Source organism: Flagellimonas sp. (assembly GCF_965601775.1).
Lineage (GTDB): Bacteria > Bacteroidota > Bacteroidia > Flavobacteriales > Flavobacteriaceae > Flagellimonas.
The window spans coordinates 3,271,530-3,296,178 of the sequence record NZ_OZ271837.1 but is presented as its reverse complement, the minus strand read 5'-3'; the positions used below and the strand labels follow the sequence as shown (position 1 = coordinate 3,296,178).

Genomic DNA, 24,649 nt, shown 5'->3' with positions numbered 1-24,649 from the left:
TTTAAAAAATGAGAAAAGGAATAGTAATTTTAGCAAGCTTGTTGATAACGATAGTCTCTTTTGGGCAGGAAAAAAACAAGAAAATGACCTTTGAGGTGGATGGTGTATGTGACATGTGTAAGGTACGTATTGAAAAAGCCGCTCTTGGTGTACCAGGGGTAAAATATGCGATTTGGGATATTCCAACGCATCAATTGTCTTTAGTGGTGGATGAACGGAAAACCAATTCCATGGAAATCAAATCTGCTATAGTACAAGCGGGTCACGATACCAAGGAGTTGAAAGCTACGCAAGAAGCGTATGAAAGTGTTCACCCTTGCTGCAGGTACCGGGAACTCGATTCGAACCATAATGAAAAACACTAAATGCAACAAACCTATTCAGTAACGGGGATGACCTGTCAGGGTTGCGTGGCCTCAGTTGAGGATAAACTGTCCAAGGTAGATGGTGTTTTGGACGTAGCTGTGGATTTGGAAAATGGCGAAGCCAAAATGGAAATGTCCCAAAACATTTCCTTGGCTCACTTACAATCTGTGCTACCATCAAAATATACTATTACGGAAAAAGGAAATATCCCTACACAGCCGGCTATTTCTGAAGAAAAATCAAAATGGGGGCAGTTACGCCCCCTTTTCTTGATTTTTACCTATCTCTTTGTTACGGCATTTTTGCTCAACTATAAAGACTGGAGCACTTCCGAAGCCATGCTGGATTTTATGGGATTGTTTTACATCGTATTTAGTTTCTTCAAGTTTTTGGACTTAAAAGGCTTCCCAGAAAGTTTTCGAATGTATGACCCACTTGCCAAAGTACTTCCTGTCTATGGTTGGATATACCCATTTATTGAATTGATACTTGGACTGCTGTTTTTAATGCGAATCCAAGTTCCAATTGCGCTCTGGGTAACGGTGGTCATCTTAGGGATAACGACCATTGGAGTGACGAAGGCTTTGATAGATAAAAAATCCATTCGTTGTGCCTGTTTAGGGACTGCACTGAATCTTCCTATGACAGAGGCCACATTTATTGAAAATGCAGTGATGTTGGTGATGGCGGGTTTTATGCTAGTCCAATGAGATTTTTTCACTGTGTGAAATCAACGTACCATCATCGGCCATTCCTTCAAAGTATAGGGTAACATTAGTAACACCGTCATCCGGCAAGGTCAGGGTTGCTTCTCCACTTTGGTTTGTCACCAAATTGGGTTCCCAATACACAACACCATTGCTCAAAAAACTCTCGTTTGAATAATTGTATTGAGGACGATAGAATTCTTTGGGTCTTGTGAAACTATTTTCCACCAGCTTTTCGGCAAAGCTTGGGGTAGTAGGGAAGTAGCCACCTGTTTTTCTATAAATTCGTATCGTGCCGCCTCCAAAGTCAGGTCCTTCAAAAAGCCCGTCTTTTGTCAAGTAAATTTCGTCAATTTGATACAAAGGGGTATTTGCAAACTGACTAGCATCTGTGACGAGCATATCATTGTCATACACAGCTACCGGCCCTGAGAACGGTATGGGACTTGATATAGATAAAGTATTATTCACAAAATCTTCTTGAACACGGAACCCTTGCCTTCTAATAAAATCCGATAACAAAGGATTTCTTTTAACATCATCATCTGATATTTTGAATCCGCTGAATAAGCCATTGATAAGAGGTGAAGCTCGTGTCAGTTTCTTTTCAATCCGTTCTTCAGATACTGTCACTCCTTCTAGAAAAATAGTGTTGTCCTGCGTAAAGAGTGGTTTTCTAGACGAAGTGCCATTTTGGGTGCTAACTTCTTTAGGGATATCAAAAGGGATTTTCTTTCCGAGGGATTCTTGGGTAATAGAATCCCCAAACACTGTAGTTGACAAGAATTTAGTTTCCATTTCTGGCCTTCTTAGTTTTTTGTTCCTGTTCCTTAACGAAAGCATCAAAGTATCCCCATTGAATTGAAGAAAGTTATTTATTTGGAAATTTGTTGAGTCTCTAAGCTCCACAAACTTCATGTTAAACATATTTCCTTCTTGGATGACCAATTGATCCCCCTTCTTTATTTTGGAATTCAATTTGCCAGAGACCAAAATTCCATTTTCAAAGGGATATTCAATCTTCGGAGGGCCATCAAAAATGGTGGTCCAATCATAACTGCTCCATCCTTGTGTCAATAAGATTAGATCCAGTTCATACGCTTTAGTTCTATCGATATTCTCAAAATATCTAGCTGCATTTTCAACTTCCGACCCCAAGTAGGGAGTGAGCAAAAAATTGGAAACAATACTTGAGTGGGTATTTTTTGATGTAGTTTCCGATGGGAGGGCTGAGACGCTAAGGGATACCGGACTGTTGTTTTTTGAAAATGCGTTTATGAATACTGAAACGGAATCCTTGTTTTTTCTTTGGGGTGCTTCTACCTTCAGATTACCCAGTTTTAGATTTTGGTAATTGAATACCAATCTTTCTGAGATTGGGTTTAAATCTTCATCAAAAAGTGTAATGATATTAGTTCCACTCAACAGTTTACTCTTATCAATTTTGATGACTTTTTTGAGTTCGTCTATTTCAAAAGTTTTTAGGTTCATAAGTCCGTCACGATGAACCGCAATGTGGAAATTCTTACCCGATATTTTTTTTAGGGTAAACGGGTTGGTTTTCAAGGAAATGACAATTTTATCCTCTAAGATGTTGTTGACATTTATGACTACACCTTTCTGTTTTGGTTCCGGAAGTTTTTTGTCAATGGTCTCGCCATTGGCCAATAGAGCCTTCAGCGTCAGTGGGTATTCAAGGTTTCCGGGTAGTACAAATTTACCAACGCCATAGGTATTGGTAATGACATCGGCTACTTTTTCACCATTTGGGGCCATAACTTTTCCTTCCTTGATTTCCATTCCCATTCCATTACTGTTCACAAGTTTGACTCCTATGGTGTTTTCGGCTCCTTTTATAATATGTCCGCCTTCAGGAAGAATTTGTAGGTTGTATGGCTTGCTCTCGGATGGTTCACTTTCGGTAATGGTTTCGTTGATAATCGTAATCTCTTTTAAAAAACCGTCCTCTTCCTTAAAATTCTGCATCCAGCTTGTGCCAGCTTTTATGTAGTACGTGCCACTTTTAAAGGAGCTGTCTAGTTTGAAGCTTCCATGGGTAATCCCATTTTCTACTAAGAACATTTCACCGCTTACTCGATTTCCATTGGCATCATAAATGGCACAGTGAAGATTGGTTGTTTTTAGTGATGGCTCTCCAGCTTTTTTATTGTAAAAATAAGCAGACCACCAAATCTCTTCTCCTACAAAAAAGACATCTTTGTTCAAGTGTAAATGAACAGATTCCCTTTGATCTGAAAAGTGGGTCTCGTAACTATCCTGTAGTTTATAACTACCGCTGTCTTGGTTGGAACCGTTCAATGGGATTTCTTCCGTGTGGGAAATGAGAGAACCATCTTCTCCTATGCCTTCAACAAAAATTTTGACTGAAGAAATGCTGTCTTTTGGAATTTTTAATTCGACTTCCCCTTTTTTATTCGTTGTCAATTGAGGCTCCCAATGCACAATGCCATGGTTTTCAAAGGCCTCCCCTCCGGTTGCAACATACTTTGGTCTGTAAAAGGTTTTAGGCCTGGAAAAACTGTTCTCCACCAATTTATTGGCAAAATAGATTGAATTCGATCGTTTGCGGGGACCTACCTTCCTGTAAATCCGAATTACCCCATTTTGGGAATCAAATGTGTCTCCTGAAGCTCCATTTCGTTCAAAATAGATCTCGTCTATTTCGCTCATGGGTACGTTGAGGAGTTGTCTTAGGTCATTGACTAAAAAATCATCTTCATAAACCCTAAGCCCTGCTGGAGCAGCACCTCGAGCGTTTCCGTTAGAATCAGGTGCAATTGCCCTACTTCCTTGAAAACCAGGCCTGTTATTGCGTATGATTACTTGTCCCGTTTGTATAACGAAATCTACAATGAACCCGTTTTTCGCTATGAAATCCAATAAAAATTGGTTGTGTTTAATTTCTTTTTCTCCGATTTTGACTCCTGTAAAGGAATCATTTATTAAGGCCGATTTTCTTACGAGTTTGGGTTTGCTTTTTTCTTCGGTCAGTACCACTTCTTCTAATTCAATGATGTCCGTTGATAGTTTAAACGGGATGTCTGCCAAAGGTTCATTCGAGAACGGATTCAAGAACAACTCTTCGGGTAAGAAATGTTTAGCTAAATACGTTGAATCGTTACTTTTTTTGACGCTAGGAAATTTGACTTCCAAATCGGGCTTTTTTAACCCTCCCCTTTTCTTTCGAATGGAAAATTTAAGAGTGTCACCGTTTTTTGAGAACAAGTCCGTCAACTCAAGAGTTTGTGATTCATCCAAATCAAGAAAAACCATAGAACCGATACCATCTCCAATCAATGCTAAACGCTCTTCTTTTTTTAATTCGGAGTTTAATTTCAGTTTTGCGTTTACTCCATGTTCAAAGGGATATGTGATTTCAGGTTCCCCATTAAAAATGAGTCCCCAGTCGTAACTACTCCAACCTTGGGTGAGCATTACCAAGTCAAGTTCATATTCTTTAATTCTATCAGAATCTGAAAAATATCGGGATGAATTCTCTATTGTTGATTTGAGATAGGGATGTAAAAGAAAAGAAGAAAAAATATTGGATTCCTTAAGACTGTGGGTATTTGAAGAAGGCAAGGTAGAAACACTTAAAGAAACGGGTTTATTTTTCTTGGTGTAAGCCTTTATTTTAAGATAAACGGAGTCCTTTTTTTCTTTGCCCTTTATCACAGATGCATTGGCCAACTTCAGTCCGTTAAAGTTGAAAATAAGACGTTCGCTTATGGGCTCCAAATTTTGATTAAACAAGGTAATGATGTTTGTGCCGGGCAAGAGATTTTTTTTGTTGATTCTTATGTTTCTAGAAATACTATCAAAGACAAAGGAATTCAAAGACATTATTCCGTCACGATGAACGGCAAGATGAAAAGAGTCTTTTTTAATGGCTTCAAAGGTCTGATTGTTTGTATTCAGAGAGACGACCAGTTTCTCCTCCAGAATGTTATTTACCGCCATGGAAATTCCGTTGGTCTTTGCCTCAGGAAGTTTTTCCTCAATGATTGTACCGTCTTCAAGGGTGGCCTTTAGCGTATAAGTGTTTTGTTTCTTGGGAAGTAGCTCGAATCGACCCAGGCCTACCTCATTGGTGAAAACCTCAGTTAATTGATTGTTTTCGCTATCGAACACTCCTCCCTTTAGAATCTGTACGCCTCTTCCATTACCATCAATAATCCGAAACCCAACCATGTTATCTGTCTCGTTTATCAGATGTCCTCCTTCGGGCAGTAATTGTAAATCGTAGTTTTCTTGGATTGTAGGCGAATCTATCTCGGCCAAAGGTCTAGTTATTCTTATTTTTTTAACGAAAGGAACATCTTCTTCAAAATTATTCATCCACTTGGTTCCTGCTTTGAGATAATAGGTGCCAGAATTCCATGTGGAATCTACTTTAAAGCTACCGTGGGCTACTCCCTTTTCAAATAAAAAAAGATCTTCGATAACCTGCTTACCATTAGAATCATATAAACCGCAATAGAGGTTTTTTGTTGGATTTGAAGGTAGATTGCTTTTTTTATTATAAGCATAGGCCGTCCACCAAATCTCATCCCCCTGAATGAAGGTGGTTTTGTTCACATGCAAATGAACGGACTCCCTATAATGACGGAAACGTGATTCGTATGTTCCTTTTAATTGGATAGTTTCTGGCTTTTGTGCGTCCAGATTGAAGTTGAAAAAAAATAGGAAAGATAGTAGAGAACAATAGCGAACCGGTTTCATATGGTTTTCTTTTGAAAATACGAAAAAGCGCTCTTTCAAGTATCCAATTTACCAAGGATTTAACAAGTATGTACCACAAAAAAAGCCGCACTTTAAGTGCGGCTTTATATATTGTAAAAGACTGAGTCTTACATCATTCCAGGCATTCCGCCACCACCCATTGGAGGCATAGCGGGTGCATCTTCTTTTATATCAGTTAATGCACATTCTGTGGTAAGAATCATACCGGCAACAGAAGCCGCATTTTCCAATGCCACCCTCGTAACTTTGGTTGGGTCAATGATACCAACTTTCATCATTTCTACATACTTGTCCGCTTTGGCATCGTATCCAAAATCACCTTTTTCATCCATAACTTTAGCCACAACAACGGAACCTTCACCACCAGCATTTTCTACAATGGTTCTTAAAGGAGACTCAATGGCTCTAGCCACAATTTGAAGTCCGGTATCTTCGTCTGCATTGGCAGTTTCTGTTTTGCCAAGAACTGATTTCGCTCTTACCAAAGCAACACCACCACCAGCAACGATTCCTTCTTCAACAGCAGCTCTTGTGGCATGCAAAGCATCATCTACACGGTCTTTCTTTTCCTTCATTTCCACTTCTGAAGCAGCACCAACATAAAGAACAGCAACACCACCGGCCAATTTGGCCAAACGCTCTTGCAACTTCTCTTTATCGTAATCTGACGTAGTCGTTTCAATTTGCGATTTAATCTGGTTCACACGAGTCTTGATATTTTTGGCAGAACCCGCACCATTTACGATAGTAGTGTTATCCTTATCGATGGTCACTCTTTCTGTCGTTCCTAACATATCGACAGTGGCTGTCTCCAAGGAGAAACCTCTTTCTTCAGAAATAACGGTACCATTGGTCAAGATGGCAATATCTTCCAACATGGCTTTTCTTCGGTCACCGAAACCAGGAGCTTTTACAGCGGCGATTTTCAATGAACCTCTCAATTTATTAACCACTAGAGTGGCCAAGGCTTCACCATCCACATCTTCGGCAATAATCAACAAGGGCTTTCCAGATTGGGCAACAGGCTCCAAAACAGGAAGTAAGTCCTTCATGGACGAGATTTTCTTATCGAAAAGTAGAATATAAGGATTGTCTAGGTCAGCAATCATTTTTTCAGAATCCGTTACGAAGTATGGAGAAAGGTACCCTCGGTCAAACTGCATTCCTTCCACTACATCAACGTAAGTGTCGGTTCCTTTTGCCTCTTCTACAGTAATAACACCTTCTTTGCCCACTTTTTCGAAAGCTTGGGCAATCAAATCACCTATAGTTTCGTCGTTATTCGCAGAGATAGCAGCTACCTGCTTGATTTTTTCTGAGGAGTCACCCACTTTTTTGGATTGTTTGGCCAAATTGGTAACAATAGCATCAACAGCTTTGTCGATTCCTCTTTTCAAGTCCATTGGATTTGCTCCAGCGGCAACGTTTTTAAGGCCTTCTTTAACGATGGCTTGAGCCAAAACAGTGGCGGTTGTGGTACCATCACCTGCTAAATCGTTGGTCTTGGAAGCTACTTCCTTAACCATTTGTGCGCCCATATTCTCCAAGGCATCTTCCAATTCAATTTCCTTGGCAACGGTCACCCCATCTTTGGTTACTTGGGGAGCTCCGAAGGATTTGCTGATAATTACGTTTCTACCTTTAGGTCCTAAGGTAACTTTAACAGCATTAGCTAGGGCATCGACCCCTCTTTTAAGACCGTCACGTGCCTCTATATCGAACTTAATATCTTTTGCCATTTTGTATAGTTGATTTATTTAATTAAACAATTGCTAAAATGTCACTTTCACGCATCATCAAATAATCGACACCATCCAATTTAAGTTCAGTGCCTGCATATTTGCCATAAAGGACAGTATCACCAACTTTTACTGTGATTGCCTCATCCTTGGTTCCAGGTCCAACAGCCACTACTTTTCCCTTTTGGGGCTTTTCTTTTGCGGTATCAGGAATTATAATCCCAGAGGCTGTTTTGGTCTCAGCTGCAACGGGCTCTATAAGAACTCTATCTGCTAATGGTTTGATGTTAACTTTAGCCATATTTTTAATTTTTAGGTATTTGTTTTAAAAATTCTTGATTCAAGGGGCAGAAATTATGCCATTGCCAAAAAACTGCCATTCTGATAAAATAAAAATGCCAGCTTGTCATTCAAGCTGGCATTTCTATAAAATTATGTCATTTATCCCTAGTTGATTGTGTCCGCAGGATTGGTCTGATCAGCAGCAGGCACTTGTTCTGGGACCTGCTCTGGAACCGTTTCCGGAATCGTGGTCTCCACATCATCACCATTCAACACTTTGGATTCAGCTTGACCGAAATTTCCTTTTAGGGAAACGTTGGATAATAAAATCAAAACGATTAACAAAGTAGCCAATGTCCATGTACTTTTATCCAAAAAGTCGCCCGTTTTCTTGACACCTCCCACAACTTGGTTACCGCTACCTCCAAACGATGAAGACAAACCTCCACCTTTAGGGTTCTGTACCATTACCACCAACATCAACAGCAGGCAAACGATAATTATCAAAATTAAAAATATGGTAAACGTACTCATCGCAATTACTTTTCTTTTTGCAGTTTTCTGACCGCTCGAATTTGGTCGGCAAAGAAACCACTTTTTTCTGGATATTTCAAACTCAATATCTTAAAGGCTTGAATGGCTTTTTTGTATTTCTTTTGCTCCAAATATACTTTGGCCAAAGTTTCTGTCATTAATTCGTTTTTGTCCATTCGGACAGAATCCTTGATGTCCACCTTAGTTTTTAGTTCCTCCTTCGGGACTATTTTTGGATTGTTCTCTATGAACTTGTCCAAAAGCTCAAACTTCCTCTTTTTATCTATTTCTACAGGTTCTACCACATCAATTTCCTTGGTGGTTTCCTCCGAGGTCAATTGCAACCATTCCACAAAAGAGTGTTTTTCACTTTTTGTAAAGGGTATGGGCTTACCGATACCAAGTTGACTTTCAGCTTTTGTTTCTTCCTCTCTATTATCTTTAACCAAGGGTTTAGGATTCTTGGAAGCAAACAGTTTTGGGTCCAAAATCTGCTCGGCGTCCCCGATATTTTGGGGTAGGGGGTTTTCCTCCGATTCAGGAATGAAAATTTCAGTATCTGGATTGGGCTCAATTTCCTCCGAGATTATCTTTTTCTCTTCAAGTTTGGGACTCCTCCCCGCAATGGAATCAGCAATATTGTTTTGTACAAAAACCGACGAAGTAATGTAATCAAAAAGAACGTCCCTATCCGCAGTATGGGCCGCAGTTGCCTTTAAGGCACTGTTGTATTTGTAGCTATCCAAATTTTTGAGACCTTTTAGATGCAATGCCCGTGCAGCCTGGAAATAGGGGTATTCAGCTATGATATCCTCCAACTCCCTAGTTTGTTTAGGGGACAGAATGGTATTTGATTTCCGAAGAATATGTAAAAAGTCCGAAACGTTCATAATGTGCTACCAATTACCCAAAGAGGCATTAAATATATCCTGGGTCAAGCGTTCAAAGATTTCCTCGTGGGCCTGTGCTTGAATGGAAGTCAATGAAGCTGCTGCATCAAAATCAAAAAAGAAAGAAAATCGCTTTTCAAAATCAGCATCTTCCTTGGTTTTATTAAAAAATCGCACATTGACACTCATGGTCAATCGGTTTTGTGCCGTCAATTGGTCTGAGGTGGCCGTCATCGGAGTAACCCGATATTCGACAATTTCCCCTTCGTAAAGCAAATCGCCGTTACTTCCCGTTAAGGAAAGGCTGGTCAGATTATTGATTTGGTCCTGCAGTGCTAAAGTAAAATCCCTATCCAAACTCGGTACAATGATGGAACTAGGATTTTGATCGGCATAATTTTGAAAAAAATCCACCTGAAAACTCTGTGCTGTTCCAATGTCTGCCCCTGAAAAATTGTAGGCTCCACACCCTGCTAATTGTAACATTCCAAATAGCAGTCCAATGATCATTATCTTTTTTCCCATCTGCCCAATTTAAGGATTTACGTGCTATAAATCGTATTGTTTTATTTTTCGATAAAGTGTTCTTTCCGAGATTCCCAACTCAGCCGCTGCGGCTTTTCGTTTTCCTCGGTTTCGTTCCAAGGACTTTTTGATTAATTCAATCTCTTTTTCCTGTAATGAAAGTGTTTCTTCTTCTTCGATTTCCTCTGCAAAATGATACCGGTCTTCCGAAGGTCTGGAAATTTGCGTGGCATGATTTTCAACCACAGGTTCTGGCAAGTGCAAAACTTCAGTTGGTATGGCCTCTTCCTTTTCTAGAGACTGCTCTTCTTGATTCCCGTAAATTTTTTGGATTAGCGTTTCATTTTCTTCCTGTACTTTTTGAGTATCGCTGTTTTGGAGAAGTTCCAAGGTGAGCTTTTTTAAATCGTTCAAATCCCCCTTCATATCGAAAAGTACTTTGTACAAAATCTCCCGCTCATTGCTAAAGTCACTTTCCTTTTTTTCCTGACCTATCACGGCAGGCAGGTTGCTGCGAGTTGCATTGGGGAGATAACTGCTCAAGGTTGCGGCAGAAACACTTCGATTTTCCTCCAATACGGAAACTTGCTCCGCAATATTTCGCAATTGACGGATATTTCCGGGCCATCTGTATTTTAAGAGAAGAGCAATGGCACTTTCTTCCAATCGGATTGTGGGCATTTTGTATTTCTGTCCAAAATCTGAAGCAAATTTTCGAAACAACAAGTGAATGTCTTCCTGTCTTTCGCGAAGTGGGGGAATGTTAATTTCTACCGTGCTCAATCGATAATACAAGTCTTCCCTGAATTTTTCCTTTTTAATGGCCTCGAACATATTCACATTCGTAGCGGCTACAATGCGCACATCGGTTTTCTGAACTTGGGAGGAACCTACTTTTAAGAATTCCCCATTTTCCAGAACACGAAGTAGTCTAACTTGGGTGGTCAGAGGAAGTTCACCTACTTCGTCCAAAAAAATGGTTCCACCATCAGCTACTTCAAAGTACCCACTTCTTGTTTGAGTGGCACCCGTAAACGCCCCTTTCTCATGACCAAATAGTTCACTATCAATGGTTCCCTCTGGAATGGCACCGCAGTTCACCGCAATATATTTGGCGTGTTTTCTGTGGGATAAAGAATGGATGATTTTTGGAATGGCCTCTTTTCCCACACCACTTTCCCCGGTCACCAAAACCGAAATATCAGTAGGGGCCACCTGGATTGCTTTTTCAATGGCACGATTCAACTGGGTATCATTGCCAATGAGCTCAAATCGTTGTTTTATGGATTGGACACTTTCCATTCTCTAGTTATTCTTTGAATATTCAACCGCCTCACCAATAAGCGTCGCCGAAGTGCAGTCATTGATTTTTACGTTGACAAAATCCCCCACTTTATAATTTTCCTTTGGAAATACCACGACGGTGTTCTGGGAATTTCTTCCCATCCAGTGTGCATCCGATTTTTTAGAAGGCCCTTCGATAAGCACCTCTTCGGTTTTTCCAACATGCTGCTGCGTTCGGAATAGCCCATGTTTTTGCTGAAGGTTTATGATTTCTTGCAACCTCCTTTTTTTGGTTTCAGCAGGAATATCATCCTCCAATTTTCTTGCTGCCAAGGTACCGGGACGTTCCGAATAAGCAAACATGAAACCAAAGTCATACTTCACATATTCCATTAAGCTCAAAGTGTCTTGATGGTCCTCTTCTGTTTCCGTGGGGAATCCAGCTATCATATCCTGACTTATGGCACACTCTGGATTGATTCTTCGAATATTGTCAATCAATTCAAAGTATTCTTCGCGGGTGTGCAGGCGATTCATGGCTTTTAGAATACGATTGCTTCCACTTTGAACAGGTAGGTGAATGTAATTGCAAATATTTTCACGCTTTGCCATTGTCTCGATTACATCCAAGGTCATATCCTGTGGATTCGAAGTTGAAAAACGAATACGCATTTTAGGTTGGGCCAGAGCTACCATATCCAAAAGTTTGGCAAAATTAACCGAGGTAGCTTTTTGCATATCCGTAGCCTTATCAAAATCCTTTTTTAAACCGCCTCCATACCACAGATAACTATCCACGTTTTGTCCTAAAAGTGTAATCTCCTTAAAACCTCTGTCCCACAAATCGTTCACTTCTTCCAAAATGGATTGTGGGTCCCTACTGCGTTCTCTTCCTCGCGTAAAGGGGACAACACAAAAGGTACACATGTTATCGCACCCCCGGGTAATCGATACAAAGGCGGTGACTCCATTGGAGTTTAATCGAACAGGTGCCACATCGCTGTAGGTTTCATCTTTAGATAGGATGACATTCACGGCATTTCTCCCTTCGTCAATTTCTTGGATAAGGTTGGGTAGGTCCTTGTAGGCATCAGGCCCAACAACCATATCCACTATCTTTTCTTCTTCCAGAAATTTGCTTTTTAAACGTTCAGCCATACAGCCCAACACACCCACTTTCATTCCTGGATTTATTTTCTTTACAGCATTGAACTTTTCCAGACGCTTTCGCACGGTCAGCTCAGCCTTTTCTCGAATGGAACAGGTATTTACCAAAACCAAATCAGCCTCTTCCAATTGCGTAGTGGTATTAAAACCTTCTTGGGCCAGAATGGAAGCTACAATCTCACTATCCGAAAAATTCATTTGACACCCATAACTTTCAATGTAAAGCTTACGGGTGTTATCCTGAATTTTTTCAAGTGTAAGCGTGTTTCCTTGCTGCTCTTCGCTGATTATTTTTTCTGAATGTTCTTTCTCACTCATCATATACCAAATGGAGGGCAAAGATAGTGCTTATTCTGTTTTAGTGACAATTTGGCAGTGTATTTTAATGTCTATTTTTAGGTTCTTGGGATATTCTTAACTTGGTGGGTACAAAAACCAACCCAATCATGAATTTTCATCAAGTTTCTGAAAAAATTGACACATCCGATTCCCTAGATTTTGGTCGCGTTTTCAGCGCCTCAATTGAATTGTTTAAAAAAGTTTGGGTGCAAGGATTTATCGTAGTTCTGCTCACCTTTGTTGTGCTAATCCCTTTTTATCTTATTGCTTATATCCCCATGATGGCTGCAGGGATGATGGACCCCTATTACTTTGAAAGCGAAGAATTGTCGGCGTCCATGATTCTGTTCTTCGTGGTTTTTTATCCAATAATGGTGATTGGGGTAACGACGTTTTCTACTTGTTTAAGCGCCGCTTTTTTGCGTATTTGTAAAATGGCGGATATGGATCAGACAGTAAAGGATGATTACTTCTTCTATTTCAAGAAACCCTATTTGGGCAAGGCCTTTGTGCTGGCATTAATAGTAACTGGACTTTCTATTGTTGGAATGTTGGCCTGTGGATTAGGTTTGATTTACCTTGCTGTACCCATGTCGTTGTTTGTTGCATTTTTTGCTTTTGACCGTGAATTGACCCCTATGGAAATCACCAAGGCATCCTTCGCATTGGGGAATAAAAATTGGTTAATCATTTTTGGCCTCCTAATCGTTGCCGGCCTAGTAGCTCAATTGGGTGTTATACTATGTTTTATAGGAGTTTTGTTTACTGCTATGTTTGGTAGGGTGCCCATTTATTTCATCTACAAAAATACAGTAGGGTTCCCTTCCGAAGCATAATTTTATCATTTCTCGGCGCAACTTTGTTTAAGCTTTTTTATCTAAAAGGTGTTATTCATCCAAAAAACTTAAACACTAATGAACAAGAAACTCCTATGTATTGTATGCCTAGCTTCACTGTTTTTTATTTCCTGTAGTGACTCAAACGAAGATGATTCGGAATACGCCGACTACCTGGTTGCGAGACCATTGATTATGAGCAAAGCGGAATTTACCAGTAGCGTGGATATTCTGCCCCCACAACCCATCAATGAATCTGGAAAAGTCTATGTCTATCAAGATTATGTTTTCATCAATGATAAAAGCAAGGGGGTTCACATCATTGACAACGGTAATCCCCAACAACCGGTTAAGATTGCCTTTTTAGAAATACCAGGTAATGTTGATATCTCAGTTAAAGACAATTTCTTGTTTGCTGACAGTATTATGGATTTGATTGTGCTCGATATATCCGATATAAACAATATTGAGCAGGTCAATCGACTTGAAGGTGTATTGCGTGATGGTGTTATTTTTCCTTTTGAAGCGGATATTGTGGAATTTGGAAGCTATGATTACGCCACTGAAATCCTGATTGGATGGGAGACCGTAACCGAACGAAGACTGATAGAAGAAGTCCAAAACCGAAATGATATCTTTTTTGGCGATATAGCCGTAGCGGAAGCATCAGATGGCGGTCAAACGGGACAAGGAGGTTCATTGGCACGGTTTAAGATTGTTGATGAATACCTATATGCCGTGGACAGTCACATGATTAATGTGTTTGATATTTCAGATTTGGAAAACCCAAAAGACCTTGAAGATGTCTATGCCGGATTTGATATTGAGACCATTTTCAATAGAGGAGAACATTTGTTCTTGGGTAGTATGCGAGGTATGTACATTTATGACATTTCTTCTCCAGCTACTCCAACCTTTGTCTCGGAATTTCGGCACGGAACAGCTTGCGACCCTGTAGTGGTGGATGGCGATTATGCCTATGTAACTTTACGAGGTGGAAATGGTTGTGGCGCTTTGGAAAGCGGTCTATTTATTGTGGACATATCCAACATCCAAACGCCAGAGCTTACTATTTCTTATCCCATGGAGGAACCATATGGTTTAGGTATTCGCGATGAAAAATTATTTGTTTGCGATGGCTCTTCGGGCTTAAAAGTATATGACAAGACCAATGTGGAGGACCTTACTTTGTTAAATCACTTTAAAGATATTGTTACGTTTGATGTGATTCCTTTGGAAAGCCATTTGATTATGGTAGGTAATGAAATACTCTATCAATACGAATATCTAGATGATAAAATTCGACTAATAAGTCAAATCGGACTCAATTAGAGTCTCGCAATATCCCAGTTGAATATCCCGTTTTTAACGGGATATTTTTTTGGTAGTTATCCTAATGAAAATCCAAAATCCAAAATTTGATATACTTTTGTTAGCTGAAAAACAAATTGCATGCCGAAGAATTTAGTCATTGTTGAGTCGCCTGCCAAGGCAAAGACCATAGAGCGGTTTTTGGGAAAGGAGTATCAGGTGGAGTCCAGTTTTGGGCACATTGCAGACCTTCCTTCCAAGGAGTTAGGAGTTGATGTCGAAAATGGATTTAAACCGAAATATACTGTTGATAAGGAAAAAAAGGCATTGGTAAAAAAGCTACGGGATTTGGCCAAAAAAGCAGAAGTGATTTGGTTGGCCAGTGATGAAGACCGAGAAGGAGAGGCCATTTCTTGGCACTTAGCCGAAGAGTTGAAATTGGACAAAGCCAAGACCAAACGGATTGTTTTCAATTCCATTACAAAATCTGCGATTCAAAAGGCCATTCAAAACCCAAGGGAAATCAATTATAATTTGGTCAATGCCCAACAGGCCAGAAGGGTGTTGGACCGTTTGGTGGGATATCAACTTTCACCAGTACTTTGGAAAAAAATAAAACCCGGACTTTCCGCAGGAAGGGTGCAATCTGTTGCTGTTCGTTTGATTGTAGAGCGTGAACGGGAGATAGAGGTATTTACCCCTGAAGCATCCTATCGCATTCGGGCAGAATTCAAGACGAAGGATGGGAGTGTGTTTTCGGCAAAGTTGAACAAAACCTTCCCTAGCTTGGATACCGCAAGGGCATTTTTAAATCAGAATGTCGGAGCGGAATTTGAAGTGAGCAATCTGGATAAAAAACCAGCTAAGAAATCACCAGCAGCTCCGTTTACAACATCAACACTACAACAAGAAGCTTCCCGCAAACTATATTTTTCTGTAAGTAGGACCATGCAAGTGGCGCAAAGACTTTACGAAGCTGGTCTAATCACGTATATGAGGACGGATAGTGTGAACCTTTCCAATGAAGCCTTGAATGCGGCCAAGGATGCCATCATTCAGAACTATGGAGAGTCTTATAGCAAAACCAGAAACTATACTGGCAAATCCAAAGGGGCGCAGGAGGCCCACGAGGCCATTCGTCCTACCGATATGAAATTGCAATCGCCCTCTTTGGAGCGCGACCAAGCAAAATTGTATGAACTTATTTGGAAACGGACTCTGGCTTCCCAAATGAGTGATGCCGAATTGGAACGCACCAATGTTAAGATAAAAACAGGCTCGCATAATGAAGAATTTGTGGCCAATGGCGAAGTGGTCAAATTCGATGGCTTTCTCAAGGTCTACCTCGAAGGTACTGATGAAGAAGATAAGGCGGAAGAGCAAGAGAGCATGCTTCCAGCCATGTCCATTGGTGAAGCACTGTCCAACAATTTCATTACTGCCACAGAGCGATTTTCAAGACCACCTTATCGCTATACGGAAGCATCTTTGGTTAAAAAGTTGGAGGAGTTGGGTATTGGAAGACCATCTACCTATGCACCTACAATTTCGACCATTCAAAATAGAGGCTACGTAGAAAAAGGAACGGTAGAAGGAACAGAGCGTAGTTATATGCAACTTACTTTGGAATCCAATCAAGTTGCCGAAAAGAAATTGAGCGAATTGGTAGGTTCAGATAAGGGCAAACTAGTTCCTACTGATATAGGAATGATAGTAAATGATTTTTTGGTAAGTCATTTTACCAATATTCTGGACTATAACTTTACTGCTAAGGTTGAAGAGAATTTTGACGAGATAGCTGCAGGGGACGAGGATTGGCAAAAAATGATGGAGGAATTTTACAAGGACTTCCATCCCAACGTTCAGGATGTTGAAGAAAACGCCGAGCGTGCCAGCGGAGAGCGTATTTTGGGAACGGATCCAAAATCGGGTAGACAAGTTGCTGCGCGTTTGGGAAGATTTGGTCCTATGGTTCAGATTGGTACGGTAGAGGAAGAGGAAAAACCCTTGTTTGCCAGCCTACTTCCTGACCAATCCATAACCACAATTACTTTTGAAGAAGCCATGACCTTATTTGAGCTTCCTAGGAAGCTAGGGGTATATAAAGGAGAGGAAATCGAGGCTAATGTAGGGAGATACGGACCTTATGTTAGGTTTGGTAAAAAATTCGTTTCCTTGGGCACTGGTGAAAATGCCCTTGAAGTAAGTTTAGATCGTGCCATTGAATTAATTCAGGAGAAGGAAAAAGCGGATGCTCCTATTGCCACTTATGAAGGAAAGGATGTTACCAAAGGCAAAGGAAGGTTTGGGCCTTTTATTAAATGGGACGGTATGTTCATTAACGTGAACAAGAAATATGATTTCGATAATCTTTCAAGTTCCGATATTGCCGAATTGATTGAAACAAAAAAAATCAAGGAGGCCGAAAAGTTGGTGCAAGAGTGGCCCGAGGAAAAAATCAGAATTGAGAAAGCAAGATGGGGTCGACACAATATTATTAAAGGAAGGGTAAAAGTGGAACTCTCCAAAGATGTGGACGCTTCCAAAATTTCACTGGAAGAGGCCAAGGCCCTTATTGATAAGAAAACACCAAAGAAAAAGACCAAGGCTAAGACGAAGAAATAAAATGGCATTCGATTTTTTGGTTCCGGTCAAGGATAAAGTCTTGGCATATTCCGAGTTACTCCCACCACAATCCCTTGGGAAAAGCATTCATAAACATACAGAAAAGAAAGGGTTCCCTGTTTTCGCCAATGCCACAGTTGCCATATTCGGTGTATTGGAATCCAGAAACGCCGTTGAAAAAAAACCTGTTCCCTTAGATGTTGATGAAATACGGATTCAGCTGTATCGATTGATGAAGGGAAATTGGAATGCCACCATATTGGACATAGGGGATGTGGAGGAAGGAGAAACCGTTGAGGATACCTATTTTGTGGTCAAGGAAATTGTGGCAGGGCTATTGGAGGAAAAAATCATACCTATAATAATAGGGGCTACTCAAGATATTACCTTTCCTACCTATCGTGCTTTCGATAAGATTAAGAATATGGTGAACCTGGTTTCCATAGACAGTAGGTTCGACTTTGGCCAGGATGAGGAATTGATTTCTTCCCATTCATATATGAGTAAGATCATTACAGACAAACCCAATAATCTTTTCAACTTCTCCAATTTGGGTTTTCAGACTTACTTCAATGCCCAAGAAGAAATGGATTTGATGGAAAGACTCTTTTTCGATGCTTATCGTCTGGGTGATATAGCGGCAAATATTTCTTTGGCCGAACCAGTTTTGCGTAATGCACATATTGTTAGTTTGGATTTAACCTCGATTCGAGCCAGTGAGATGGGTATGGGGAAAAGTTTCTCACCCAATGGGTTTACTGGTCGAGAAATTTGCAGTATCGCGCGTTATGCGGGACTTAGTGACTCGGTTTCGGTTTTTGGAATTTATGAAGGGGACAATTCCCATCAAGGGTTTCAAATGATTGCCCAGATTATTTGGTACTTCCTTGAGGGGATTACTTTCCGGGTTTTGGAACACCCAACATCAAAAAGTGAAGACTTCACCAAGTTTACGGTACCCACGGATACCGAGGAACTTATTTTCTACAAAAGCCATGTTACCGAACGATGGTGGGTGGAAGTTCCTTCAATTTTACCTGAACATACTAAAACAAATTCACCAGCGTTATTACCATGCACCGAGGAGGACTATTTAGAGGCATGTAACCAAAATATTCCAGAACGGTGGTTCAAGGCTTACAGAAAGGGCCTTAACTGAACAAATTAATTTTGGAGGATAAATTGTTTTTGTACAATAATTTGCACGAAAAACAGTTTTGAAAATATGAATTTGTGTTGCAAAGTCAAAGAAATCTAAATCGAATAATTTAACCTAAAGTATGAGAAAGCTATTCTTTTCATCTCTAGCACTTGTTTTTTTACTGGCTAGTTGCGGTTCTAAATCAAGATCAAAAGGTGAACTAGTTGGGGTAAAGGGTAAAAAGTGGTACCCTGAAAAACCCTATGGAATGGAATTGATACCCCGTGGTTCTTTTGTCATGGGTAAAGCCGAGGAAGACCAAGCGAAGGTACAGAACGCGCCCACGCGCACTGTTACCGTTCGTTCATTTTATATGGATGATACAGAAATCACCAATAGTGAGTATCGTCAATTTGTAGAATGGGTAAAAGATTCCATTACCAGAACCAAATTAGCTATCCTGGCAGATGAGTTGGGATTAGGGTCTGAAGATGACGGAATTGGAGAGTATGCTTTTAAGGATACGGACACCACCAAAATTTCAGTCTACGAAAGATATATGTTGGATAACTATGCAGGTTTGGGAGAAACAGGATATGAAGGTCGGGCCTTAAATAAGGATGTCGATCTTGTTTGGGATACTTCAGATTATCCGGATGAGTACTATGCGGAAGTTATGGACTCCCTCTACATCCCTGAAGAAGAAAGCTATAATGGCCAACGTACAGTAGATGTTACCAAATTGAAGTACAGCTACAATTGGATGGATATTGAAGCTGCTGCACGTGCCAAAAATGGTAGAAGAAAAGACTTTATAAGACAAGAGGAATTGGAAATTTATCCAGACACCACAGTATGGATAAGGGATTTCGAATACTCATACAATGAACCCATGCACAACGATTACTTTTGGCATGATGCATACAGCGACTACCCGGTTGTGGGTGTAAACTGGATGCAGGCCAAGGCGTTCTGCAATTGGAGAACCAAGTTCAAAAATGACGACCAGAAAAGTAGAGGTAGACAATTTGTAAATCAATTTAGATTGCCTACCGAAGCGGAGTGGGAGTATGCTGCCAGAGGTGGAATTGAAGGAGGAACATACCCTTGGGGTGGTCCGTACGTAATCAGTGACACCGGTTGTTTCATGGCCAACTTTAAACCACAACGTGGAGATTACGCCGCAGATGCTGCATTGTACACTGTTGAAGCGAAATCGTATGAGCCAAATGAGTACAACTTATACAATATGGCAGGAAACGTAGCAGAATGGACAAGCTCTAGCTTTGATCCAGGCGCTTACGAATATTTGTCAACCATGAACCCCAATGTAGGTTCAGGACAAAATCAAAGAAAAGTAATTCGCGGAGGTTCTTGGAAGGATGTTGCATATTTCCTTCAGGTAAGTACCAGGGATTATGAATACCAAGATTCTGCAAGAAGCTATATTGGCTTCAGAACCGTGCAGGATTTTATGGGAGAAGAGGATTCTACCAACGGACGTAGAGGTCTTCCCAACTAAACATTAAAGAGTAAAAGAGAGTATTTTTAGCCAGTAACCAAATACTTATTATATAACTTAATTAAAACTAGAATTATGGCACAGTCAAAATCAACAAAAAAACTGTTTAACATGGCCTACGGGCTTGGAGCATCAGTGGTAATTATTGGTGCACTATTTAAAATCCTTCACTGGGAGTTTGGACCCCTTACAGGTGGTTTGCTTCTTGCTGTAGGTCTTATCACTGAGGCATTGATTTTTGCTATCAGTGCATTTGAACCAGTAGACGACGAGTACGATTGGTCTTTGGTATATCCAGAATTGGCCAATGCTCCTTCCAAAGGAAACAAGAATGACGCTAAGCAAGCCAAAGAGGCTGAAGGTCTTCTGTCCAGAAAATTGGATAACCTATTGAAAGAGGCTAACATCGATTCTGAGCTATTCTCAAGTTTGGGTGAAAGCATTAAGAGTTTTGAGGGTGCTGCCAAGAATATAGCTCCTACAACAGATGCTATCCAGCACACGAAGAAGTACTCTGAGGAATTGTCTCACGCTGCTGCTCAAATGGAATCTTTGAACAGCTTGTACAAAGTTCAATTGGAAAGTGCTAGCCGTCAAGCTTCTATCAATGAGGAAGTGGTACAAAATGCTGGTGCATTGAAAGAGCAAATGGAGTCTTTGGCTACCAACCTTTCTTCTTTGAACGGCGTATACGGAAATATGCTATCTGCCATGGGTAGCAGAAACTAATTGGGAAATTGATTGATATACCAAACCCAAATCAAATTAATTATTAATTCTAATTAGATAAAAAACATGGCATCAGGAAAACAAACACCACGTCAGAAGATGATCAACCTTATGTACTTGATCTTCATCGCGATGTTGGCTTTGAATATGAGTAAGGAAGTACTGGCGGCATTCGGTTTGATGAATGCTAAGCTGGAAGATTCCAATAAAACAGCAATAACCAATAATGAAGGATTTTTCGCAAGTTTGGAAACAAAAAGAGGCGAAGATGAAGCAAAATATGGTGAGCTATTTATTAAGGCTCAAAAAGTAAAGGAATTGTCTCAAGACTATTACAATTACCTAGGTAAATTGAAGGAAGGTATGTTAGCCGACCAAGAAGATCCTAATAACTATGTAGTTATGGACAAATCTGATTACTTAGACAATTTGTTTTTTCAAGGAGACAATCTTAAACCAAAAGGGCAAGAGTTTTTGTCAAATATTGAAAACTACAGAAACAGTGTTACTGAACTAATTAAAGACGAGAAAGCTCTTGCTTCAGTTAAATCTTCTATTAGTACCAGATTTGAAACTGGGGATAAGGATGGTAAAGTAACCAGAATTAGAGATAAGGTTAAAGTAGACTGGATAAACTACCATTATGAAGGATATCCTTTGGTAGCTTCCCTAACTAAGATTACACAGCTTCAAGCAGATATTAAAGCTACTGAACAGGAAATTCTTAAGGGAATGTTGGAAGGTAATCTTACTGAAGCTGTTTCTCTTACTAACTTTAAGAGTTCTTTGTCTGCCCCAAAAACAGCATATTATGCAGGTGAAAAGTATGATGGTAAAGTAATTGTTAGTAAAACTGATGATACAGCCAAACCTGAAAGAGCTGAATTAACTTTAGATGGCAGGAAACTTACCGAAGGTAGAGATTATGAGTTGGAAGCTGGTGGAATTAAAATGTTAATCAGCGCTGGCGCTGCTGGTGATCACACCATCGCAGGTACAATGTTCTTTATGCAGGATGGTGAAGAAGTTCCGGTAACAGTAGACAACACGTTTGCAACGATTACCAAGCCTAACGCTGCCGTAATTTCCGCAGATAAGATGAACGTAGTATACCGGGGGGTAGCTAACCCAATGACTATCTCCATTCCTGGTATTCCTGACAATAAGGTTAGAGCTTCTGCTGCTGGTTTGAGCAAAAGAAGTGGTAGTAACTACATCATGAATCCTGGAAAAGGTAGAACAGTTACCATTACAGCTTCAGGTACATTGCCTGACGGGAAGCCAATTTCTACCAAGTCTGAGTTTAGAATCAAGGATATTCCAAGACCTAGCGGAACCGTACGTGGTGAGGCTGGTAGCGTGAAAATGCCAAGAAGAAACCTTGAAATCTCTACTATCAGCGCTATGTTGGAAGACTTTGATTTCGATTTGAACCTAGCCGTTGGCGGTTTCAAATTCAAAGTGCCAGGTCAGCCTACCATCGTAGTAAACGGTAACAAATTGAACGCTCAGGCTAAATCTGCTTTGAAAAGAGCTAGACGAGGTGAAGCTGTTCAGATTTTTGATATCAACGCTTACATTACCAACAACAGAAGCTACAAGTTGAAGAAAGTTTCTCCAGTGGTAGTTGAGCTTACAAACTAAAATAAAGTATACAGAAAATCATGAATTGGAAAAATGTATTCGTAATTGGAGCTTTAAGTCTTTTGCCCGTATCCATGATGGCGCAGGCAAACATTCTGAATGCCAAATTGCCTGAAGAAATAGGTAAAAAGACCGAAGCACAAATCGCACAGGACGCGGATGCTCCTTTAGCCTATGGCTATGTGGACGACCGGGATATCCTTTGGTCCAAGACCACTTGGGAAATCATTGACCTGGACGAGCGTGTAAACTTCCCTCTTTACTATCCTACCGATACTATTGGTATTGGATTGGATAGAAGGTCCCTATACCATGTTTTGATGAAAAACATCAGAAATGGGAAATTGACCGAGGTATATGCGGATTCCTATTTTACCGAAAAGCGTAGATTGGAAGACCTATCCGCCACCTTGCAAAAAGTGGATACCACGGATTTAGGATACGAACAATTGAATGCTGGTGAGCAGATTTCCCCGGAGTTTATCAACAAAAGGGATTTGACCGCAGCAGATATTGAAGAGTATCGCATCAAGGGAATATGGTACTTTGACAAGCGTCAAGGAGAATTGAAATACAGACTATTGGGGGTTGCCCCAGTAGCACCAGACGTAAACTTTATTGACGACGAGTCTGTAGACCCGGGAGAAAATAAGGTAGAGTTGTTCTGGGTTTGGTATCCAGCAGCAAGACAAATCTTGCACGATGCCAAAGTGTATAACCAACGCAATTCTGCACGCCCTATCTCTTTTGATATGCTCTTGAACGCCAGACGTTTTAATGGAGTAATCTACAAAGAAGAGAACGTTCACGGTGACCGTGAGATAGACGATTATATTTTTGACAATGCACTATTCCAACTCTTGGAAGCTAATAGAATCAAAGAAGTGATTCGCGACCGGGAGCAGGATATGTGGGCGTACTAAGCCAAAAAATAATTTTCCAATTCAATTCATACAGCGCCGCACTTTAGTGCGGCGTTTTTTTGTTATTCACTTTTGTCATTCCTGCGTAGGCAGGAATCCACAGTTCTTATAAGAATCATATGAATTCGAAAACAAAGCGAGAAATCTGAATATATTCTCTTTGTGCTCATTATCCTTCCGTATTCTTTATGCATCAATTGCCTTTGGCATTTTTAACTGAAATTCTCGAACTTCACTCCGGTCAGGCGGGTATCGGACGATATAGTCCATTGAAACGGAGCCATATCTTGAATCGTTGGTGGTAACATCTCTATTGCTATAATTTTCTTCCATTAGGAATTCAACCTTGTATACTGTAACAAATTTGTATTTGACTTATCTCTGATACATAAACCACTTCAAACTTTCTAAAAATGAAGAAAATAGGAATCTATTTATTAATAGTATTTACCACGCTTTTTTCTACACATTGCTACGCAACTTGGTCTATTATTGCTGTAGATAGAAAAACAGGAGAAATAGGAATTGTAGGAGCTTCCTGCACCTTTGATGTATCATGGATAGGGTCCATAGAACCCGGAAAAGGGGCTGTTATAGTACAGGCAGCGAGTAATTACTATGCCAAAATGCGAGGTGTTGCACTTATGGAGAATAATGCTTCGGCCCAGGAAATAATGGATGCAATGATGGCCAAAGAATTTGAGCCTGAACTACAACAATACGGGGTAATCTTAGTGAATGACAGCAGTAGCCCTTTGGTTTATTCTGGAGCTCAGATTAAAGATTGGAATGGCGAAATGTTAGGTGATGATTTTGCGGTAATGGGCAACATACTTGCAGGAGAGGAAGTAGTTCAGAAAGCCTACGGGGCCTTTGATCAAAACAGGGATAAATCTTTAGCTGAACGCTTAATGCTAGCCCTTAAAGCTGGAGAAGAGGCCGGAGGTGATAAAAGGTGTGGAACACAATATGCCAGATCCGCTTTTATGATGGTTTACAAACCTGAAGATGGAGCTATTTTAAAATTAGCAGTTCAAGGTATAGAAAAAGGTGGTAAACCCGCTGTAACTTTACTAAATCAACAATTTGATTTTTGGCGTAAAGAAGAAAAAGAAAGAAACTAGAAACTACCCCCTGCAACATATATAATTACTCGTTTGATCGAACCAAAATGAATAAATTAAAAGTCTGTCATAAGCCGAAAATTTTATACTTAAAAATCCGCTACTATTCTTATACTAGACCAATAGTTTAAGTCCTTTCCTAATAGATGCATTTCGATTCAAAAAATAAAGAAAGTAACTTACCACCCTTCACCCTT

The 24,649-nt window shown here is 40.2% G+C and carries 19 protein-coding genes; 11 read left to right on the top strand and 8 right to left on the bottom strand.

The annotated features are described in order from the left end of the window. Positions 1–8 precede the first annotated feature (8 nt). Together ACSLUF_RS15190 and ACSLUF_RS15185 are read left to right on the top strand one after the other, a co-directional pair. Positions 9–365 (top strand): heavy-metal-associated domain-containing protein, encoded by a 357-nt coding sequence (locus tag ACSLUF_RS15190; protein WP_435623504.1) that lies wholly within the window; start codon positions 9–11, stop codon positions 363–365. Then, positions 366–1,076, top strand: coding sequence for a heavy-metal-associated domain-containing protein (locus tag ACSLUF_RS15185; RefSeq protein ID WP_435623503.1), 711 nt, complete (start codon positions 366–368; stop codon positions 1,074–1,076). It begins immediately after the preceding gene. On the opposite strand, the gene ACSLUF_RS15180 is transcribed toward ACSLUF_RS15185, so the two are convergent. The 8 genes from ACSLUF_RS15180 to miaB all read right to left on the bottom strand — a co-directional run bounded on the left by ACSLUF_RS15180 (position 1,065) and on the right by miaB (position 12,576). Next, on the bottom strand, positions 1,065–5,816 hold the full coding sequence (locus ACSLUF_RS15180) for a hypothetical protein (protein WP_435623502.1): 4,752 nt from the start codon (positions 5,814–5,816) through the stop codon (positions 1,065–1,067). The two genes, ACSLUF_RS15185 and ACSLUF_RS15180, sit on opposite strands and share 12 nt — an antisense overlap. A 128-nt stretch (positions 5,817–5,944) precedes the next feature. Further along, positions 5,945–7,576 (bottom strand): chaperonin GroEL, encoded by a 1,632-nt coding sequence (gene groL / locus ACSLUF_RS15175; protein ID WP_435623501.1) that lies wholly within the window; start codon positions 7,574–7,576, stop codon positions 5,945–5,947. A gap of 22 nt (positions 7,577–7,598) precedes the next feature. Beyond that, a complete protein-coding gene (locus ACSLUF_RS15170; RefSeq protein WP_298997352.1) occupies positions 7,599–7,877 on the bottom strand; it encodes a co-chaperone GroES in 279 nt (92 codons plus the stop codon). Between the two features lie 146 nt (positions 7,878–8,023). After that, a complete protein-coding gene (gene secG, locus ACSLUF_RS15165; RefSeq protein WP_435623500.1) occupies positions 8,024–8,392 on the bottom strand; it encodes a preprotein translocase subunit SecG in 369 nt (122 codons plus the stop codon). 5 nt (positions 8,393–8,397) lie between these two features. After that, positions 8,398–9,282: a hypothetical protein gene (locus ACSLUF_RS15160; protein WP_435623499.1), complete on the bottom strand. Its 885-nt coding sequence runs from the start codon at positions 9,280–9,282 to the stop codon at positions 8,398–8,400. 6 nt (positions 9,283–9,288) lie between these two features. Beyond that, positions 9,289–9,807: an LptE family protein gene (locus ACSLUF_RS15155; protein WP_435623498.1), complete on the bottom strand. Its 519-nt coding sequence runs from the start codon at positions 9,805–9,807 to the stop codon at positions 9,289–9,291. A 24-nt stretch (positions 9,808–9,831) separates the two neighbouring features. Beyond that, positions 9,832–11,109 carry a sigma-54 interaction domain-containing protein gene (locus tag ACSLUF_RS15150; RefSeq protein WP_435623497.1) on the bottom strand — a complete coding sequence of 426 codons (1,278 nt, stop codon included), beginning with the start codon at positions 11,107–11,109 and terminating at the stop codon, positions 9,832–9,834. 3 nt (positions 11,110–11,112) lie between these two features. After that, positions 11,113–12,576 (bottom strand): tRNA (N6-isopentenyl adenosine(37)-C2)-methylthiotransferase MiaB, encoded by a 1,464-nt coding sequence (gene miaB, locus ACSLUF_RS15145; RefSeq protein WP_435625847.1) that lies wholly within the window; start codon positions 12,574–12,576, stop codon positions 11,113–11,115. 128 nt (positions 12,577–12,704) lie between these two features. On the opposite strand from miaB, the gene ACSLUF_RS15140 reads away from it, so the two are divergent. The 9 genes from ACSLUF_RS15140 (at position 12,705) to ACSLUF_RS15100 (ending at position 24,452) form a co-directional block, all read left to right on the top strand. Next, positions 12,705–13,433, top strand: coding sequence for a hypothetical protein (locus tag ACSLUF_RS15140; protein WP_435623496.1), 729 nt, complete (start codon positions 12,705–12,707; stop codon positions 13,431–13,433). 78 nt (positions 13,434–13,511) lie between these two features. Further along, positions 13,512–14,765: an LVIVD repeat-containing protein gene (locus tag ACSLUF_RS15135; protein ID WP_435623495.1), complete on the top strand. Its 1,254-nt coding sequence runs from the start codon at positions 13,512–13,514 to the stop codon at positions 14,763–14,765. Between the two features lie 120 nt (positions 14,766–14,885). Further along, positions 14,886–17,369, top strand: a complete 2,484-nt coding sequence (gene topA / locus ACSLUF_RS15130) for a type I DNA topoisomerase (RefSeq protein WP_435623494.1) — start codon at positions 14,886–14,888, stop codon at positions 17,367–17,369. 1 nt (position 17,370) lies between these two features. Further along, on the top strand, positions 17,371–18,528 hold the full coding sequence (locus tag ACSLUF_RS15125; protein ID WP_435623493.1) for a formimidoylglutamase: 1,158 nt from the start codon (positions 17,371–17,373) through the stop codon (positions 18,526–18,528). Positions 18,529–18,649: 121 nt separating this feature from the next. Further along, a complete protein-coding gene (gene gldK, locus ACSLUF_RS15120) occupies positions 18,650–20,032 on the top strand; it encodes a gliding motility lipoprotein GldK (RefSeq protein WP_435623492.1) in 1,383 nt (460 codons plus the stop codon). A gap of 75 nt (positions 20,033–20,107) precedes the next feature. Further along, positions 20,108–20,761, top strand: a complete 654-nt coding sequence (gene gldL / locus ACSLUF_RS15115) for a gliding motility protein GldL (protein ID WP_435623491.1) — start codon at positions 20,108–20,110, stop codon at positions 20,759–20,761. A gap of 66 nt (positions 20,762–20,827) precedes the next feature. Then, positions 20,828–22,405, top strand: coding sequence for a gliding motility protein GldM (gene gldM, locus ACSLUF_RS15110; RefSeq protein WP_435623490.1), 1,578 nt, complete (start codon positions 20,828–20,830; stop codon positions 22,403–22,405). Between the two features lie 20 nt (positions 22,406–22,425). Next, positions 22,426–23,328, top strand: coding sequence for a gliding motility protein GldN (gene gldN, locus ACSLUF_RS15105; RefSeq protein WP_435623489.1), 903 nt, complete (start codon positions 22,426–22,428; stop codon positions 23,326–23,328). A 413-nt stretch (positions 23,329–23,741) separates the two neighbouring features. Then, the gene (locus tag ACSLUF_RS15100) at positions 23,742–24,452 is read left to right on the top strand and encodes a DUF1028 domain-containing protein (protein WP_435623488.1); all 711 of its coding nucleotides are present in this window, start codon (positions 23,742–23,744) and stop codon (positions 24,450–24,452) included. Positions 24,453–24,649: the final 197 nt, after the last annotated feature.